This is a genomic window from Psychrobacillus sp. NEAU-3TGS (genome assembly GCF_029955155.1).
Taxonomy (GTDB): domain Bacteria; phylum Bacillota; class Bacilli; order Bacillales_A; family Planococcaceae; genus Psychrobacillus.
The window spans coordinates 36,968-54,268 of sequence record NZ_JAPNOZ010000012.1; the positions used below are offsets into that span (position 1 = coordinate 36,968).

15 protein-coding genes and 4 pseudogenes are annotated in these 17,301 nt (G+C 32.9%); 13 read left to right on the plus strand and 6 right to left on the minus strand.

Translation table 11 applies throughout. The annotated features are described in order from the left end of the window. Positions 1-65 precede the first annotated feature (65 nt). The 8 genes and pseudogenes from OR571_RS16395 to OR571_RS16430 all read left to right on the plus strand — a co-directional run bounded on the left by OR571_RS16395 (position 66) and on the right by OR571_RS16430 (position 8,608). Positions 66-722: a nucleoside/nucleotide kinase family protein gene (locus tag OR571_RS16395; protein ID WP_282244301.1), complete on the plus strand. Its 657-nt coding sequence runs from the start codon at positions 66-68 to the stop codon at positions 720-722. Positions 723-946: 224 nt separating this feature from the next. Then, positions 947-1,678: a class I SAM-dependent methyltransferase gene (locus OR571_RS16400; protein WP_282246256.1), complete on the plus strand. Its 732-nt coding sequence runs from the start codon at positions 947-949 to the stop codon at positions 1,676-1,678. 132 nt (positions 1,679-1,810) lie between these two features. Further along, on the plus strand, positions 1,811-2,683 hold the full coding sequence (locus OR571_RS16405; protein WP_282244302.1) for a GNAT family N-acetyltransferase: 873 nt from the start codon (positions 1,811-1,813) through the stop codon (positions 2,681-2,683). Between the two features lie 211 nt (positions 2,684-2,894). Continuing rightward, on the plus strand, positions 2,895-3,878 hold the full coding sequence (locus OR571_RS16410) for an alpha/beta fold hydrolase (protein ID WP_282244303.1): 984 nt from the start codon (positions 2,895-2,897) through the stop codon (positions 3,876-3,878). Positions 3,879-4,654: 776 nt separating this feature from the next. Then, entirely contained in the window at positions 4,655-4,861 is a 207-nt protein-coding gene (locus tag OR571_RS16415; RefSeq protein ID WP_282244304.1) for a S16 family serine protease, read from the plus strand. A gap of 292 nt (positions 4,862-5,153) precedes the next feature. Continuing rightward, a pseudogene (locus tag OR571_RS16420) lies at positions 5,154-5,687 on the plus strand (DMT family transporter); the annotation flags it as partial. A gap of 365 nt (positions 5,688-6,052) precedes the next feature. Beyond that, positions 6,053-7,048, plus strand: a complete 996-nt coding sequence (locus OR571_RS16425; RefSeq protein WP_282244305.1) for a glutaminase — start codon at positions 6,053-6,055, stop codon at positions 7,046-7,048. Positions 7,049-7,732: 684 nt separating this feature from the next. Then, positions 7,733-8,608: a GNAT family N-acetyltransferase gene (locus OR571_RS16430; protein ID WP_282244306.1), complete on the plus strand. Its 876-nt coding sequence runs from the start codon at positions 7,733-7,735 to the stop codon at positions 8,606-8,608. A 273-nt stretch (positions 8,609-8,881) separates the two neighbouring features. On the opposite strand, the gene OR571_RS16435 is transcribed toward OR571_RS16430, so the two are convergent. From OR571_RS16435 to OR571_RS16450, 4 genes and pseudogenes are all read right to left on the minus strand, one after another. Next, positions 8,882-10,189, minus strand: coding sequence for a hemolysin family protein (locus OR571_RS16435; protein WP_282244307.1), 1,308 nt, complete (start codon positions 10,187-10,189; stop codon positions 8,882-8,884). Between the two features lie 97 nt (positions 10,190-10,286). Continuing rightward, positions 10,287-10,691 carry a MerR family transcriptional regulator gene (locus OR571_RS16440; RefSeq protein ID WP_348775082.1) on the minus strand — a complete coding sequence of 135 codons (405 nt, stop codon included), beginning with the start codon at positions 10,689-10,691 and terminating at the stop codon, positions 10,287-10,289. 875 nt (positions 10,692-11,566) lie between these two features. Beyond that, positions 11,567-12,029, minus strand: a pseudogene (locus tag OR571_RS16445) (STAS/SEC14 domain-containing protein). Positions 12,030-13,280: 1,251 nt separating this feature from the next. Next, on the minus strand, positions 13,281-13,679 hold the full coding sequence (locus tag OR571_RS16450; protein WP_142540503.1) for a multidrug DMT transporter permease: 399 nt from the start codon (positions 13,677-13,679) through the stop codon (positions 13,281-13,283). Between the two features lie 785 nt (positions 13,680-14,464). Between OR571_RS16450 and OR571_RS16455 the strand changes: the two genes are divergently transcribed. From OR571_RS16455 to OR571_RS22985, 5 genes and pseudogenes are all read left to right on the plus strand, one after another. Further along, on the plus strand, positions 14,465-15,079 hold the full coding sequence (locus OR571_RS16455) for a CPBP family intramembrane glutamic endopeptidase (protein WP_282244308.1): 615 nt from the start codon (positions 14,465-14,467) through the stop codon (positions 15,077-15,079). Positions 15,080-15,238: 159 nt separating this feature from the next. Further along, positions 15,239-15,487 (plus strand): helix-turn-helix domain-containing protein, encoded by a 249-nt coding sequence (locus tag OR571_RS16460; RefSeq protein WP_282244309.1) that lies wholly within the window; start codon positions 15,239-15,241, stop codon positions 15,485-15,487. A 193-nt stretch (positions 15,488-15,680) separates the two neighbouring features. Then, positions 15,681-15,896, plus strand: coding sequence for a hypothetical protein (locus tag OR571_RS16465; RefSeq protein WP_282244311.1), 216 nt, complete (start codon positions 15,681-15,683; stop codon positions 15,894-15,896). Positions 15,897-15,937: 41 nt separating this feature from the next. Then, positions 15,938-16,165: pseudogene (locus OR571_RS22980) on the plus strand (IS3 family transposase); the annotation flags it as partial. Further along, positions 16,063-16,278, plus strand: a pseudogene (locus OR571_RS22985) (IS3 family transposase); the annotation flags it as partial. The pseudogenes OR571_RS22980 and OR571_RS22985, both read left to right, overlap by 103 nt. 133 nt (positions 16,279-16,411) lie before the next feature. On the opposite strand, the gene OR571_RS16470 reads toward OR571_RS22985, so the two are convergent. Both OR571_RS16470 and OR571_RS16475 read right to left on the minus strand, forming a co-directional pair. Further along, positions 16,412-16,777, minus strand: a complete 366-nt coding sequence (locus OR571_RS16470) for a hypothetical protein (protein WP_282244313.1) — start codon at positions 16,775-16,777, stop codon at positions 16,412-16,414. Between the two features lie 85 nt (positions 16,778-16,862). Beyond that, positions 16,863-17,150 carry a hypothetical protein gene (locus OR571_RS16475; protein WP_282244315.1) on the minus strand — a complete coding sequence of 96 codons (288 nt, stop codon included), beginning with the start codon at positions 17,148-17,150 and terminating at the stop codon, positions 16,863-16,865. Positions 17,151-17,301 lie beyond the last annotated feature (151 nt).

Consider the following 17,301-nt stretch of genomic DNA (forward strand, 5'->3'; position numbering starts at 1 on the left):
CCTTATTTAACTATTGTTGCTTTAGTTCAAGTAGGAAAAAATATGAATGGAAAGTGGGAAGCTAGATGTTAAGGAGTGAACTTATTTCAGATATAGCATATAGAATAATATGTCTAAAAAGACTACATCCAATTAGAGTAGGGGTTAGTGGAATAACTTCATCTGGCAAGACAACGTTTGCTAATGAGCTTATGGAAGAACTTCGAAGTAGAAAGATGGATGTAATCAGGACTAGCATAGACAATTTTCATAATCCAAGAGTTATTCGATACAGACAAGGTAAGGAATCAGCTATTGGTTATTATGAAGATGCTCATGATTATAATTCTTTTAAGCATAAACTTTTAATACCTTTAGGTCCTGAGGGAAACCTCCAATATCAGACAAATTCATTCGATTTAACAAAGGACGTGTATGTGAACCCAGAATTAAAAATAGAAAATATAGATACGATTTTCATTATTGATGGAACTTTCTTATTTAAAAAGGACTTATGTGACCTATTCGATTTTAAAATATTTGTTGAAACGGACTTTGAGTTAGCCAGGAAAAGAGGGGCAAAACGAGAAGAACTGGCATTTGGAAGTTTTGAAAAAGCAGAAGAAATGTTCCTTAAGAGGTATCATGTTGCTTCGAAACTCTATTTAGCCCAACACTCCCCGCACCTTATTGCAGATGTAGTCATTAATAATAATGAATTAGATAATCCGTTTTTTGTTTAAAAAAATTTATTCTTCAACTAAATGGCGCTTTACTTCAAGAAGGAGTAAAGTCTTTTACCTTATTAAACTTACGCCGCAGTTTAGTTCGATAAGTACTGTGTTATAGTATGTATACTTAATTTTAATGAGGTGAAAGAAATGATTAGAAGGAGATAGGTAGCCTCCTGAATTAGATTTTGTTTTAATTTTGGAGGCAATCTTAATATTTAGGAGTTGTATAAATGATGAAGCAAAATAAATATGATGATGTTAATTTCTTTAATGCATATAAAAAAATGGCACGGTCAGTCAAAGGACTTGAAGGTGCAGGAGAATGGCACGTATTAAAAGAACTTTTACCCGACCTCCAAAATAAAAGCGTACTTGATTTGGGATGCGGTTTCGGCTGGCATTGTCGTTATGCTAGTGATCAGCAAGCGAGGTCTGTTATTGGAGTAGATATATCTGAAAAAATGCTTCAACAAGCTCGTGAAATGACAAATGATTCCTTAATTTCATACATTAATATGCCAATTGAGGACATTGATTTTTCAGACTCTCAATTTGATGTTGTCATCAGTTCATTGGCAATTCATTATATTAAATCTTTTGAAGCATTCTGTAAAAAGGTCTATGATTGTTTAAAGCCTGGTGGCTCTTTTGTATTTTCGGTTGAACATCCAATTTTCACTTCTCGGAACGAACAAGATTGGTATTATGATGATAAAGGGAATCGACTGCATTGGGCAGTTGACAATTACCAATCGGAAGGATTACGTGAAACATCATTCCTAACTGAATATGTAATAAAATATCATCGTACATTTTCAACTTATATCAATGACTTAATTACTGAAGGTTTTAATATAAGAACAGTCAAGGAACCAATTCCCTCTGAGGAAATGTTAAACAGTATTCCTGAAATGAAAGATGAACTACGTAGACCTATGTTCTTAATAATTTCAGCAGAAAAGTAAATGTTTATAATACGTTCCTACAATAAGTAGGGGCGTTTTTCTTATTCTACTTGAACTAATGCGGCAGGTTAGTTGAATAAGGTCAGTTAGGAAATTATGCTGAGAATAGAAAGAAAACTGGGGGGATTTCTATTGCATATAGATAATGAAATAGCATTAGAATTAATGGAGTTTGGTAAATATGATCTTTTGGGTTTGGCGGAACTTTCCAGCTCAGTTGGCTGGGACTATGATGAATATGAAATCAGAACTGTTATGTCATCTGGTAAAATATTCGGACATAAAAATGCTGTGGGGAAAATTATTTCAAGTGCTGCAATAATACCTTATGATACTGATTTAGCTTCAATTGGTATGGTAATTGTTAATGACGAATATAGAGGTTTAGGTTTAGGAAAAAAAGCTACCCAGAAATGTATAGACAGTGTTTCTCAAAATACCACTATAATGTTAATTTCAACTGAGGATGGAAAACCCTTATATGAAAAATTGGGCTTTATTACAGTCGACTCTGTACATAAGTATTTAACTGATAACTATATTCCATCTAAAATGTTTAATAATCAACTAGCAATTACCATAGAGACATACCGTGAGAATGATATTAATGAAATTATTGAATTAGATTCGGCTGCATTTGGTAATAAGAGAAGAAAATTACTAATTAACAGAATAAATCAATCTAAAAAATGCTTAGTTGTTAGAAATTTAAAGGGGAAGATTATTGGATTTGGATTATCCATATTAGGTCCAGTAAATTTATTGATAGGACCTATTATAGCACCAGATGCACAAACAGCTTTTTTAATAATTAATGAGTTAGTTCTTAATCATCAAGGAAAACTAAGGATTGATGTGCCATCCAGTAATGATGAGTTAATGTTGTTCTTGGAGGAAAGTGGATTTGTAAACGTTAGTAATCCTCCAGTAATGATAAAAAACGCTAATAATATACCAAATAGGAATAAAGAGTTGTTTGCTATAACTGCACAAATCTTTGGTTAGGGATAGCAATATCCTTATTCGGCTGCTTTAGTGTAAGAAAAATAAATAAGAAAGGTCGATTTTTATAGGAAAAATCGATCTTTTTAAGTTAAATTTAGTTTAATACGCCTCAAGACCTAGCTCAATATAATTCTTAGGTTCATTACTAGGAATTCCTCTACGCACTAAGATGGAATCAAGAAGTATAAAGGTTATAGGAGGGGTGAAAATAATGAAAATAAAAAAGAGGTTTAGATTTTGGATTGTTTTAAGGAATATTTTATTAGCCATAGTCGCAGCACTCGTTATTTGGTTCATTTTCAATAACGTTATGACTACATATGAACAAAAAAAGTATCCAGCAATAGGGAAATTAGTAGAAGTAGATGGTAACAATATGCACATCTATACAAAGGGGGATGGGGATAATACTATCGTTTTATTAAGTGGTCTTGGAACTGCAGCACCAGCACTAGATTTTGAACCTTTGATAAATGAAATGGCAAAGAATTATAAAGTAGTAGTGGTAGAGCCGTTTGGATATGGATGGAGCGAAACAACCAATAAGGAACGAACAGTGGAAAACATAGTAGAGGAAATAAGAACTGCTCTCAAAAAATTAAACATAAAAGGTCCATACATATTAATGCCACATTCAATTTCTGGAATCTATAGTATGTATTATGCCAATACGTACCCAGAGGAAGTTAAAGCCATCATAGGAATAGACCCTACTTTACCAAAAGCGTTGGAATATTTTGATGAAACAGCTCCTATTATGCCTAATTATTTGAGTTATGTGGCACCAATTGGAATTGCAAGATTGGCAATGTATTTGATTCCAGATAATTTCCTTCCTATAGCTGAGGAAGGTGTTTATACAGAAGAAAATCTAAAGATGACTAAAGTTATCACTGCTTGGAAAGGCAACAACAAAAATGTGGTTGATGAAGCAAACGAAATAAATAGTAATATCGACAAAACAATTAATATGGAATTCTCCTCTAATATGCCAGTCTTGTTATTCACTACGGTAGAAGATAAGGTAACAGAAGGTGGTAAAAACAATGTAACTTTTTATGAAACGCAGGTAACTAATTCTCATGCTAGTAAAATTGTTACTTTACAAGGACATCATTATCTTCATTGGACTCTTTATAAGGAAATGAGCAAAGAAGTTAATGAATTCACAAAATCAATTGCAAATGATTTATAAAACCCAATAGTAATATCTTTTTTCTTCAATATAGGATACTTTCGTAAAACGAGATCATCATTCCGATGGTCTTTTTTTATTTGAAACATCAAGTAGAACTCAGAAATCCATTGAGAATTATTACACTTAAAACTAACGCAGCAGATTAGTTGAAGAGAAATGTAAAATTGCTCCTATAAAAAAAAGCGACCGCTGTATTTAATTGGAAGGAGTAAAGAAATGTTTGGAACTCAACAATTAGTTATAAATAATCTTGAAGAATAGATAAGAATATTCACTTATGCGGTTAATGGAAAGCTTAGCCAAGAAGAAGACTTCATTTTTGCGAATACAGAAATACCCACTGATACATTTAATGTACTTTTGCCGAAATCTTCACATATAATAAATGCTTTTATTATTAGAAGTAGCATCGAAAATATCCATTTTGTAAGTTGGATTCTTACTCAGGTATCCTTCTTCATGTGACCAACAAAAAAATGATCTCAAAAAGCGAATATGATGTGCAAGACTTGCTGCTTTTAAATGCTTGCAGGATTTTGCAAGATACTTCTTTAGTTGATTTGAATCCAGCAATTCTATCTCTACATCCTAAAAATAACCAATTAGTAGTAAAGACTGTAACTGATAGGCCATCAACGTTTGCGGCGAAAAGCCTTCTATTCGTTTATCCGCTTCAAACGAAGCCCATGTTTTTGACAGTAGCAATTTCATTCCCCTTTAAATTAGTAATACTAAAAGGATTATGGCCAACTTAATAGAATTATAGACATAGGATGTCTGGGGAAGTAAAGGAAATTGGCTTGGTAAAGGAAAAAGTATGGATTGCTAATGAAAATGACTTGCCATATATTATCCTTCCACTTGGAAACCTTTCTGAGGCCAAGGATGTCAAAAAGGTGCTGAGTCTTGAAATCCAATTAATTGGGGTTCATGATGTCGGGGAAGCCGTTCAAATCATTGAAGAGTTGAATAATAAATAGTGCAGGACGAAAACAATTAAGAACGCAACTGAGTATTTTATCATTTAAGGAGAAAATTCTTCTTCTTCAACTAACAGGTGCTTTAGTTAAACAAAAGCATTAAAAAAATGATGGTTTGTTTTATATACCTTGTGAAAGGTTACACTTAAACTAGGGTGCAATTTAGTTGAAGAAGAAATTATGTAAAATCCTTTAAAGAAAATTGAATATCTATGTTAGTAAAACCTCTTTCTACAATAATGTATGTTTAACTCATTTTGTGCTGACATACTAAACATAGCGAAAAAATACTTTCAAGGAGCGTTTCAGTAAAGGAGCTATAATGGGCTTTCTTGTAGCGATTGCCGGAAGTATTGTCATTGGATGGCAAGATTTTCAAATTAGTGGACTAGCATTATTTGGCGATATACTTGCTCTTATTGCTGCAGGTATCATAACAGCTTACTTCTTCATTGGGCAGCATGTTCGTAAAAGGCTATCTCTTATCCCATATTCAGTTATTAGTTACGGGAGTAGTACATTACTTTTAGGTTTGTTTGCTCTCTATCAGCAAACACCCTTCTTTAATTATTCTGTACAAACATGGTGGTCCTTTATTGGATTAGCTGTTATTGCAACAATTTTAGGGCAAACAATTTTCAATTGGTTGTTGAAATGGCTAAGTACTTCCATTATTTCAATGAGTATATTAGGAGAGACAATTGGAACATGTATACTAGCGTATTTGATTTTGGATGAAGTCATCTCTTTACAACAAGGTATGGGTATCGTACTCATCTTAATCGGTCTAGCATTATTTTTACTACAGAATAGAAATAAAGAATAAATAATAGAGTTTAATTGGCGGTAGGAGAATAGATTTAATTGAAACACATTTATTAGAATAATATCTTTTAAAATGATTTCCTTGTTTAACTATCGAGAACTATTTTGGAATATAACTTAGATTCTAATGCATTTATTCTTAAACTGATTGATATTAGCTTTAAATAGTAAAGAGATCCTTATAATATGAAAAAGAAGCGTTCTATTGTCTTCGACTACTATTTCTATAAATAGAATTTATACCTTCCCTTTATAAGAGTAAATGTATTTAGATTTCTTGGTTTTTTTGTGGTATATATGTATGTAGTTACTATTCCATTTAAGCCAGCCACTATTATGCACTAGATACCGAAAGGAAGAAAAGATATGGAAGTTGGACAGCAAAGTACAAAAATTAGATTTGATAATCATGAACATTTCCACAAAATACAAGCATGGGTACAAGATAGCAGACCTTATGCGAACTTAGGGAAATGTGCAAACTATATACCAGCTTTAGAAAGAGCAAATCCTTCACAGCTAGGTATTTGTATCATTGGTTCAAATGGTTCGATGGTAAAGACAGGTGATTTTGATGCCGCTTTTACCTTACAAAGTATATCGAAGGTAATTGGCTTTATAGCTGCATGTATAGATTATGGTATATCTTATGTGTTAGAAAGGGTGGACGTCGAACCAACCGGGGATGCTTTTAACTCGATTATTCGTCTAGAAGTTCATAAACCTGGAAGACCTTTCAATCCGATGATAAATGCTGGAGCAATCACTGTTGCATCATTACTAGGTGGACGAAATCCTGTTGAAAAAGTCGAATCTATATGCCTATTAATAGAAAGAATCGTAGGGAGACGTCCAACTATTAATGAGGAAGTGTTTCATTCTGAGTGGCAAACGGCTCATCGAAATCGAGCTTTAGCTTACTATCTAAAAGAGATGGGATTCTTAGATTGTTCTGTAGAAGAAGCTATAGAGGTATACCTAAAGCAATGTTCAATTGAAGTAACTACAGAAGATGTAGCAATGATTGGCCTAGTCCTTGCAAATGACGGATATCACCCTATCCGTAAGGAGCAAATCTTCTCTAAGGAAGTGGCTAGATTAACAAAAGCGTTGATGGTAACATGTGGTATGTACAATGCTTCTGGTAAATTTGCTGCATCTGTAGGTATTCCTGCAAAAAGTGGAGTATCGGGAGGTATATTGGCAGCAATTCCTCCGCGAGGTAGATCTAATGTTTCCCCATTTATGGATGGCTTTGGAATAGGGATTTATGGTCCTGCCATTGACGAATTTGGAAATAGTGTTGCAGGAGTTATGCTTTTACAGCAAATATCTAAAGAATGGGATTTTAATATTTTTTAAATGTGGTGGCTATCACAACAATGGAATAATAAATCCAAAAGAAAAAATTGTTAACTTATTCTTCAACTAACGGGTGCTTTAGCAAAACATGGCCATCATTTTGATGGTCTATTTTTATTACCATAACATCAAGTAGATCTCAGAAATCCATTGTTTTTCCTCCGTTTTTCATAGTTATCTATGTCCTTAACGTAGAAAGTTCTTATACCGTTAAGAAAGAAGAATTGTTGGTACATCATGTTCAAATAATGGAGAAAACATCATATTAATCATCGCCTTTCCAATTACATTTTTTTACTATATATTAAATTTAATAGTTTTAATATCAGTGATTTATTATGTTTAACTGCTAAAGAATACAGAATATGCAATGAAAGGGAAGTTTATTATTCAACTAGCGGGTGCTTTACTTCAAGAAGGAGTAAAGCCTATTTCTAATTTAACTAAAGCGGCAGTTTGCTTGAAGAAGGAATAATTAAATCATTATTGAATATGCATAGGAGGATTCAATATAAGGAAGGGTGATAATTGAATGTTTGTTGAAAAAAGGCAGAGTTTAATTTTTTAGGGACAGTTATAGCGGTTAGCTAATGATGATTAAACATAATCTTTTTCAGGGGAGGTGGGAAGAATATCAAAAAGGAAAGTTACAAAATATCTGGAAGAATCGAGGAGATTAATTAAATGAGTATACCCATAATTCGAACTTATAAAGATTCAAATGATTTAAAACGGATGCAGAAACTCACACAAGCTATATGGTCACTGGAACCTAATTACCATATTGGCGATCTAGCTTGGCAACGCTACCGACACGCTGGACGCGAGGATGATTGGGATACTGCAATTTGGGAAATGGATGGGAATCCCGTTGCTTGGGGATGGATTCAAAAACCTGGTGAGTTAATATGTCAAGTTAATCCCGACTTTCCTGTGGTGGCCAAGGATGTCATTGACTGGTTTGATAAAATAACTAAAACCAATGAGCAAAAAGTGAATGTCCTAGAAACGGAGTCGCATCTTATTTCAGCCTTAGAAGATTTTTTATTCAACCCATTAGCAGAAAATCCAGAAATCCTCACAAAAATTTCATTGGATAGTTGTTCATTCCCTGTTAAATTGCCAGATAAGTTTAAAGGCCGACATATCAAAGGTTTTGAGGATATAACAAATCGTGTGGCAGTACATAAGGCTGCATTTCATAAATCCAGAGTCACAGAAGAAAGTTACTTGAACGTTATGAATACCTATCCTTATGATTCTTCTCTTGATTGGATAATAGAATCCCCAAACGGTGAGTTCGTAGCATCTTGTTTAATTTGGTTTGATGAAGTTAACAAGGTGGGGTTACTGGAACCTGTTGGAACGGATGCGAGATTTAGGAGAATGGGGTTAGCCAGTTCAGTCTGTAAGCTTGCTCTTAATGCGTTGAGTGAAAAGGGAGCAAAAACGGCAGTTGTTGTTTGTACTTCCCCAGATGCATTTGAGCTTTACAAATCGATTGGTTTTGAAAAATTCGCTCAAACAAAATCATTCCATCGTCTTAAAAATACCAAATAAACTTCGCTTTTGTTCTTCAACTAACGAGGTGCTTTAGTTGAATTTTCGACTTCCGAAATAATTAATCTTTAATAATAGCAACAAACAGGTAAAACCTCGTATTTTGAACAAACTTTGTTCAAAATACGAGGTTATTATTTTATCCCAATTTCAACACCGTCCAAATGAATGGTGTTGCACCGGTGAGAATAGTGTAGAAAAATACTAAAATGATAATTATTTCACTGTAAAGAGCCTAACTTAAGGCTCCTAGGAGGTTTACTTTACTTCAATTCATGCAAAAGTAGTAGTTTTTTTCACTTCAATAAAACTTAATTGATTATCTTCTTTTTCATAAATCGAAAATAGATAGCCATCTTTTTCAATATGGTTATCTACTGCTAATTCAATATCTTGCGAGTAATACCAGCCGCCAATTGTATCTACATCAGAATTCTCTAGGTCAATCCTTAACAATTTTGCTACATCGTTAAGCAATACATTTGTATGGATAAGATAATGGTCTTCCTTTAATTTACGAATGTCTGCGATCTCATCATAATCGTATTCGTCACGAATTTCTCCAACAATTTCTTCTAAAATATCCTCTACTGTGACAAGTCCTGAGGTACCACCATACTCATCTAAAAGAATAGCTATGTGTGTGCGTTCTTTTTGCATCTTCAATAATAACTCATTAATTGGAGTTGACTCAATTATGTTAATTACAGGATTCATAAATTTTTCAATGTCAAAGGATTCTGCAGTAATTCGATTGTTAATACCTTGCGTTAAAAAGTCTTTAATATTTATAAAACCAACTATATTGTCGCGATCCTCTTTATAGACAGGATAGCGTGTATAGCGTTCTTCTGAAATAGTTGTTAAAATATCATTGAAAGTGGCTTTTATTTCAAATCCAATGATTTTAGTACGTGGCACCATTATTTCACGAGCTATACGATCATCGAATTCAAAGACATTGTTAACATATTTTAGTTCGTTCTGATTTATTTCGCCACTTCTATAACTGTCTGCTAGCAAGAGACGAAGCTCTTCCTCAGTATGCGATAACTCATGTTCCGAAGCTGGTTTCATACCAAATAGACCAACTAATACCCGTGCGGATCCATTTAGGAACCAAATAAATGGATACAAAATTTTGTAGAATATCATAATAGGCTTTGCAAATACGAGTGTCACTGCTTCGGCCTTTTGAATCGCCACCGTTTTAGGAGCCAATTCTCCGACAACTACGTGAAGAAAAGTTGCAATTGCAAATGCTCCGCCAATTGTAAAGTAGTGAATATAATCTGTACTAATACCAATGGTTTCAAATAAAGGATGTAAAATAAACTCGAATGTTGATTCACCTACCATACCGATACCAAGAGCTGTTACCGTAATCCCTAACTGACAAGCCGATAAATATTCATCTAAATGTGTGGTTACATGTTTTGCGGCAAGTGATCCCTTTCGACCTTCCGCGACAATTTGGTCAATTCTTGATTGTCGTACTTTTACAATCGCAAATTCTGTTGCTACGAAGAAAGCTGTTAGTGCTAATAAAATGACGAATATGGTTAAGTTCAATGCGGTCAATAAGTTGTCTTACTATATTAGTAAGACTTCACCTCCTAAGTGATGAGTAATAGTAATGATTGCATTAAGGCAACACTATCTGAAGAAATATTTTGCTTTATAGTATGCTGGGTAGTTTCCTCTTTGTTATTAATTTGTTCAAGCAAGGTAGATACTTCTTTTCTAAATATTGCATGTGTAATCGAATTTCTTGGATATCAATCTCTTCTACATTTTCTTTTTCTAACTCGTGTTTAATTTTTTCTAAAGACATGCCTTGTTCTTTTTTCTCTTCAATTTTTTGCAATCGGACAATAGCTTCCTGAGGATAGTAACGATAATTTGAAGTAGAACGTTCGGCTTTTAGTAATCCAAGATTTGTATAATAGTCAATTGTACGTTTTGTAATGCCGGTTATTTCAGCTAACTCACCAATTTTTAATTTCTCTTTCCCAACTAAATCGCTCCTAACCGTAACGTTATAGTTTTTAGTATATAGGTTAATAAATTTATAAGCAACTATTACTTATATAAATATCATATGTTTCTATATTGATTCCGTAATAAATCGAAGGTGCTGCTTTAATCGGAAGGATATAAATAAAGGATTAAGACTTAATGTGTCGAAAAGGTACCCGTTTAGAGAATATTAGAATGGTAGGGAATTAAATTGAAATTAAAGATGCTTACTATTAGAAAATATAAAGGAATCAAGAGGCTTAGCTTAAACATTGAAAACATATTTATATCATTACAGTTAATCAATAATAGAATAATTCATTCTTTTATATTATCCAATGAAAAAGGACCCTTTCTAGAGGTCCTATTTTGAATGCCTCATAACTAAAGTACAGTTTTTCAACTTCTCTGATGATTTTTAATAAAATATTTGAAAGCTCAAATCCTCTATCCATTTTCATTCGGTGCTGCATGAATGGCTACCGGGTGCCGACACATAATGTGTATTAAAAGAGAAGGTGCTTCTTAAACTCCCATGAAAATTAAAATCTTTAATTTAGAATAAAAGACAATACGAAATCAGACTCGGCTAATTTTTATAAAAAAATTCACATACATTTCTTGCGTGTTAGGAGGTAATAGGTGATTCTTAAAATGGCATGTGTGATTGATAGCCCTGCACGCTTTTAAACCTTTCTTGATGCAGTATGCCTGGGCTCCCAAATAGGTTTTGGATTTTTTTACAGAGCTAGCTACTTCAATTAATGCCGATTTCAAGTACTTGTTTCCTTTTTTCTTAGAATTGCACAAGCAATTGGACAAGAAACTGCGGAGAAAAACAAAGTTGTTGGAAGCTTGCAAGCGAGTGAATTTTAGGACAACAGCAAAATTGCGACATAAAAAACCAGTCGATTTAGAGCAACTGGTTCAATAAAGGCTTTATATTGGATTTTCATTCAACCAAATTAATGCTTGTTCATAATTATCGAAAAATTTTACGGATTCTTTTGTATTAGACTGCTGTAAATAATTTATTATCTCTCCTTCCTCAAGGAGAAACGCAATTGCCATACTATGATTCAAAATGGTTTTATTGAAAAACTTATCTTTCCATGCTTTTTGAACTAAAAAGTGATCTGGGGTGTACCCTTTTCTATCCACCAACAATTTATAGTGCCTACCTTCGGAAATGAATTGCTGACAAACCTGCTCAAAGCCATTAAACCATTCGTTAACATCATCTATTTTAATCTTACCAATCAGACGGGTAACAATTAAATCTCCTGAAACTGTTGTGCTGATATTCTCTTTACTCAACTTGGAATCATCTCCCTTCGTTACAATTATGCTTAATAAAATTTATAAATTTATAAAATCAATTTAGAATGAAATTTTCACGCAATAAAGCAACATTATTTACGAAAAGAGCCTAACCGAAAGATTGATATGTATGTAAGTCAATAACTTAAATAATTGTTGTCCTATTTTGAAATCATAATGGGCAAACCAAGAGCTAAAATCAAGAAGTATATGTACAAACAAAGCAATAAAACAGCAGTAAATTTTATCTTTGTTGTTTCTTTTTTTGTAAAAAGTACAAACTAGGCCAACGAACATGAGAACAATTAAGTGAAAGAAAATAACTATACCTTCAGGTAGAGTATTTAACTTTACAGATAGCGAAAAAATTTTTTTTATGATTAATATGCAAGGGCGATGCTTGAATAAAGGCACCGCTTTTTTGCTTGGCCAAGCTGTGGTAGAAGCTAATTACTAATCATTATTCTAGTAGCTACATAAATATTTGATTGTCATACTGGCAGGGATGTTTGGAATTCTGGGAATTGTATCTGGGATTATTTTTAACTGTGCTTATTTTGCAAGTATAAACACGTTTGAAAACATAAGAGGAATGATTAATACTGAATAATAGTTTGTATGTAATCCTAATATATATTTTAACCCATTTGGGACTCGTGTTCTTCCTTTATCCAGGTGATATTATTGCAAGTACAGATCAAGGTCACTGGCTTCCTATCTTATTAGGTATTATCATACATTTTGGATTGATTTTATTATATATGAAATGGTTAAGCTTTTTTCCGAAAAAAGATATTGTCAGAATTTATTCAGGAATAGGAAAGTGGACAGGGACTTTTGTTTTAATCCCTTTATTGTTTTATTTGTTTATGATTCTATTGGTGAATCTAAAGGGAATACATATCTCCAATCGAAATTTTGAAATGAAATAAAAAGGTCATTATTACTACGTGGAGAAAAAGAATAGCTATAATAATAACACTTCCATGAGGCAATAAAGGTGGATAGAGACAATAATAACATTGTAATCCCCCATATAGGAGTTTCTGTTAGAAAAACGATGCTAATGATTTCTGAATAACCTCGATCCCATCTCTTTAAAACAAAGGGAAAAGCTTGAAAATATTTATCATTATTTAAAAAATTATACCGTTAGATACCGTGCAATCTTTAACTTAAATTCTCCTAATGGAATAAAAAGAAAAATTCCTTCTTTCAATATAAAAGTAGGAATTTTTGTCGTTTTAATATACTTAGGGTTGCTCAAAAGACTAGTTCAGCATAGTGAACTTAAAAAGAGAGACCCCCAATATAAATTCCCGTTTACTATGCGTTAGACAGACATTTTTGATTGATTGCTTAAAGGATTCGAACGCAGAACCAATGTAAACCAGACGGCAAATCCAAGATAAACTACTGTTAAAATAACGAATATGAAATGAAACTGCTCCGCCAACTGCCGGAATAGGGCAAAAAAGACAACGATGCAATGTATTAGATTTCCCAATACGACAGGTTTGTTATAGATGCCGCCGAACAGGGCAGAACGTGTAAACCAGTTCAACATCGCGAACCCTAAATATAGTCCTCCGATGATTTGCAGAAGAATCAGAATAACAGGTGAAGGGTCAATCCCTAATATCTTTGAAATTTCTTCGGGAATAAAGGTTCCTGCCAACCCCAACAAACCCATCATCACGGCACTACTACTCAAAAGCCATTTAGTTTTCATTTTTTCCCTCTTTTCATCTAATCTTGGAATTTTATAAACAGCAACCAGAGAATTCTAGACAAGGCATATGTTAGCTTCAAACCGCAATAAACCACGAGTACAGTCCTAAGAAATTTAACAGGCTTTCGTTAAACGGCATCCTAGAAACATAAAATTTCCACCCTTTAGGAGATCGATGAAAGTTTTAGACTTTTGGACGAGGGGGTGTGACATCTAGTATTCATTTCCAGTTCTTTCTTTTATCCATAAGAGTATTTCTCCACCAAACACAACAATCGTTACATTAACCTTTATGTAACATCTGGATAGGTTATTTATTATATTCGACGAAACTCCACTTATTACCTTTAAGCAAGAGCTATCTTCAACAAAATTTGATGTTCCCTAATTTAGAGCATTTCAGCAGCAAGAATGACCTATTTTTTTCATGTTATAGGCCAATTGTTAGGCCTATAAAATCAATAAGTAATAACCCAAAATCAGATATATAACTATCCAACTACAATATTTGTTCTTCAACTAGCGGGTGCTTTACTTCAAGAAGAGTAAAGCATTTTTGCTTATTGAACTAACGGGGCATTTTAGTTTAAGAAGGATATTTCTGAAACCATATAGAATTATATACTAGATACAAACCTGAATTCTGAAAGAGTATATAAAAGTAGTTTCTATATATTTTATTCAACTAAAGGGGGGGAGTTAATAAATTTTCTACGATATAGAGATTATTTTATAGGACAGGAGAGTTAAAGCTGACTAATATAAAAAAAGTATGTTTATTAGCAATGTTAGTTATGACTGCTGTTTCATTTACAAATCTTTTAGGATTTAATATTGCTGGGATAACTATTATTATTGGTATTGCATTTTTTTTTATTAATAGTAAATTGGAAAAAAATATCTCTGCTGATAATGGACTAAATGCAAAAGCAATTGGAACGAGTCTGAAAACCAAAACAATTTATTTTTGGATTGTTTTACCACTGATTTTGAATGTTGTTTGTATTGTGTTGGCAAAATTAATTTTGCCCGAATACATAGAACATCTTTATGGAAGAACAGAGTTTGTTGTTTCGTTAGATAAAATAATGTTTCTCTTTCTTCAACTTGCTATTTTAGCATTGGGTGAAGAAATTGCGTGGAGGGCTTTTTTTCAAAAGCAATTGAGTAAAGCACTGCCAATAATACCTACCTTAATTGTTACATCCATAATATTTGCATTTGGTCACATTGTGGAGGGGAGTCTTATTGTAGTCGCTTATGATATTTTTTTTATCTTTATAAATAGTGTTTTATATGGAGTGATATTTTATAAAACAAACAATGCGTGGATAAGTGCTACTTCGCATTTTATTGCTAATTTATTTAGCATTATTTTAATATCATGTTTGTTGGGATAGTGACTTTGAGATAAAGTATAAACCTATTTTGATTTCATTCTATCAAGAGAAGTTAGACAGTTTCTTATTAAGCTAACGGTTGCTTTAGTTAGAAAAAGACTATCATGGTGCTGCACCCCAAAAGTAGAGTAATAAATCTAACTTTTGGGGTGTTTTTATATGGCGAAATATAGCCAAGGTTTTAAATTAAAGATTGTTCAAGAGTATTTAAAAGGGCACCTGGGATACTTATTATTAGCACAAAAATATGGTATTCCATCTTCAACGCCAATCAAACATTGGGTCAGGGCTTATAAAGCTTTCGGAGAAGAAGGGTTACGCCGGAAAACAAAGAATGAAGAATATCCTGTTCAATTCAAATTAGATGCATTAAACTTTATGAAACAAACAGGTGCTTCTTACCTATAACAGCGATTCGATTTAACATGAATCATCCTAGTTTAATCGCCACTTGGAACAATAAGTTTTTAAAAGAAGGAGTAAAGGGCCTGAAACATGCGAAGGGAGGGCCATCTATGTCTAAAAAAACAAAAGATACAGCGATTAAAGTAGAAAAAACAATGTCTCGTGAGGAACAGTTAGAACGTGAAAATGAACTGCTTTGTCTGGAGGTTGCGTATTTAAAAAAGTAGAAGGCTTTTCGAGAGAACCCGGATGCCTTCCTCGAAAAGCACAAGCAGAGATCGCCTTTGAACTTAAAGAAGAAGAATTCCGATTAAAAGATATTTTTAAACAAGTTGATATTCCGGAAGCAACTTATCATTATCATATCAAGCAAATGAAGCAGGTGGATCCAGATCAAGCTTGGAAAAAGTAGATTTTAGAGACATTTGAGCAACATGAAGGTCATATGGCTATCGTCGAATTCATGCGGAATTAAAAGTACAAGGATATAAAATCAATCATAAAAAAGTACAGCGAATCATGAATGAATTGAATTTAAAGTGTGTAAAATTCGTACGTAAATCTCGCTATAAATCCCTCGCAAAGCAACCTGTGCAGACAATGCGGCAATGGAGAACTTCTTTGGCTTACTCAAACAAGAAATGTATTATGGAGAAGTATTCGTTCCCTATAAAGCATTAAGGGAAAAAATAGAGAAGTATATCGATTACTATAATAACGATCGAATCAAACAAAAATTGGCCGGCATAAGCCCCGTAAAATACCGAACTCACGCCAGCCAATTGGCTGCATAAATAAAACTCTAACTTTAAGGGGTCACTACCTCGATGGTCTATTTTTTTATCCGAAACATCAATTAGTACTCAGTAATGTTTCTCCAAATGGTCTGAGTTACAAGTTATAATTATGTATAGGGGAATCTAAAAGTTAAATTCCCCAGTTATTATTATATCTAATATTTTGCTTGTTTTGCTTGTTTTGCTTATATTCATCTAATATTTTTACATTATATACATTATTTTTTTCTAATCTTTTTGAATTTCGATTAGTTAATTCTTCCATTTTTCGAATTGCAGTTTCAAACTCGTCATTTGTCATCTTTTTAGTAGCTAACATTGAACATAAGTATGCATATGCTATTGAAGTTGTGTCAATATTCACATTTACATTTACATCAACGTCAGAATTACCACTTTGACCAATTGAGGATTTGTTTGTATCTATATCAGAAATGAAGGAATTAGTTTTAGATAATTTTGATCTAGATAATATTTTCCTTGGATAGTAGTCCATTAATTTGTTACTCCTCTCTTCTTAACAATGAGTGGGATAGCTATTAAGTCTACTATCCCACCAATCCAAAGATTTTAGTCTACGCCTAGCTTTTTTCTTGGTCATAATCAGCATCGGATTCTGCTCTAACTTTTGAACGGGAATCAGAATTTACATTAATATCTACCCATATTTTAGCATTTCCACTATTAATAACTTTTGCTACGTTTATATTCTTATCTTCATTTCTTAAGTCAGTGTCTACATCTGTATCATTGTTATTTCGTAATTTTTTGTCGTTTTCTATGTCATTATTAGAATTAGTACGACAGTGAGATTTTGAGTGGTTATTTCTATTTGAACAACATCTATTTTTTCTCCATACACTACTCATTTTTATCACCTCTCTTCTATTATTAGTTTATTCACTAGAAAATAAATAAATAGACATATAACTAGAAACTAAAATTTGATTGGTTTATAACACTTATTACTATCTCTGTTTTCTATTTTTAAAAACTCATGTAATCAATTTGATGTTAAGT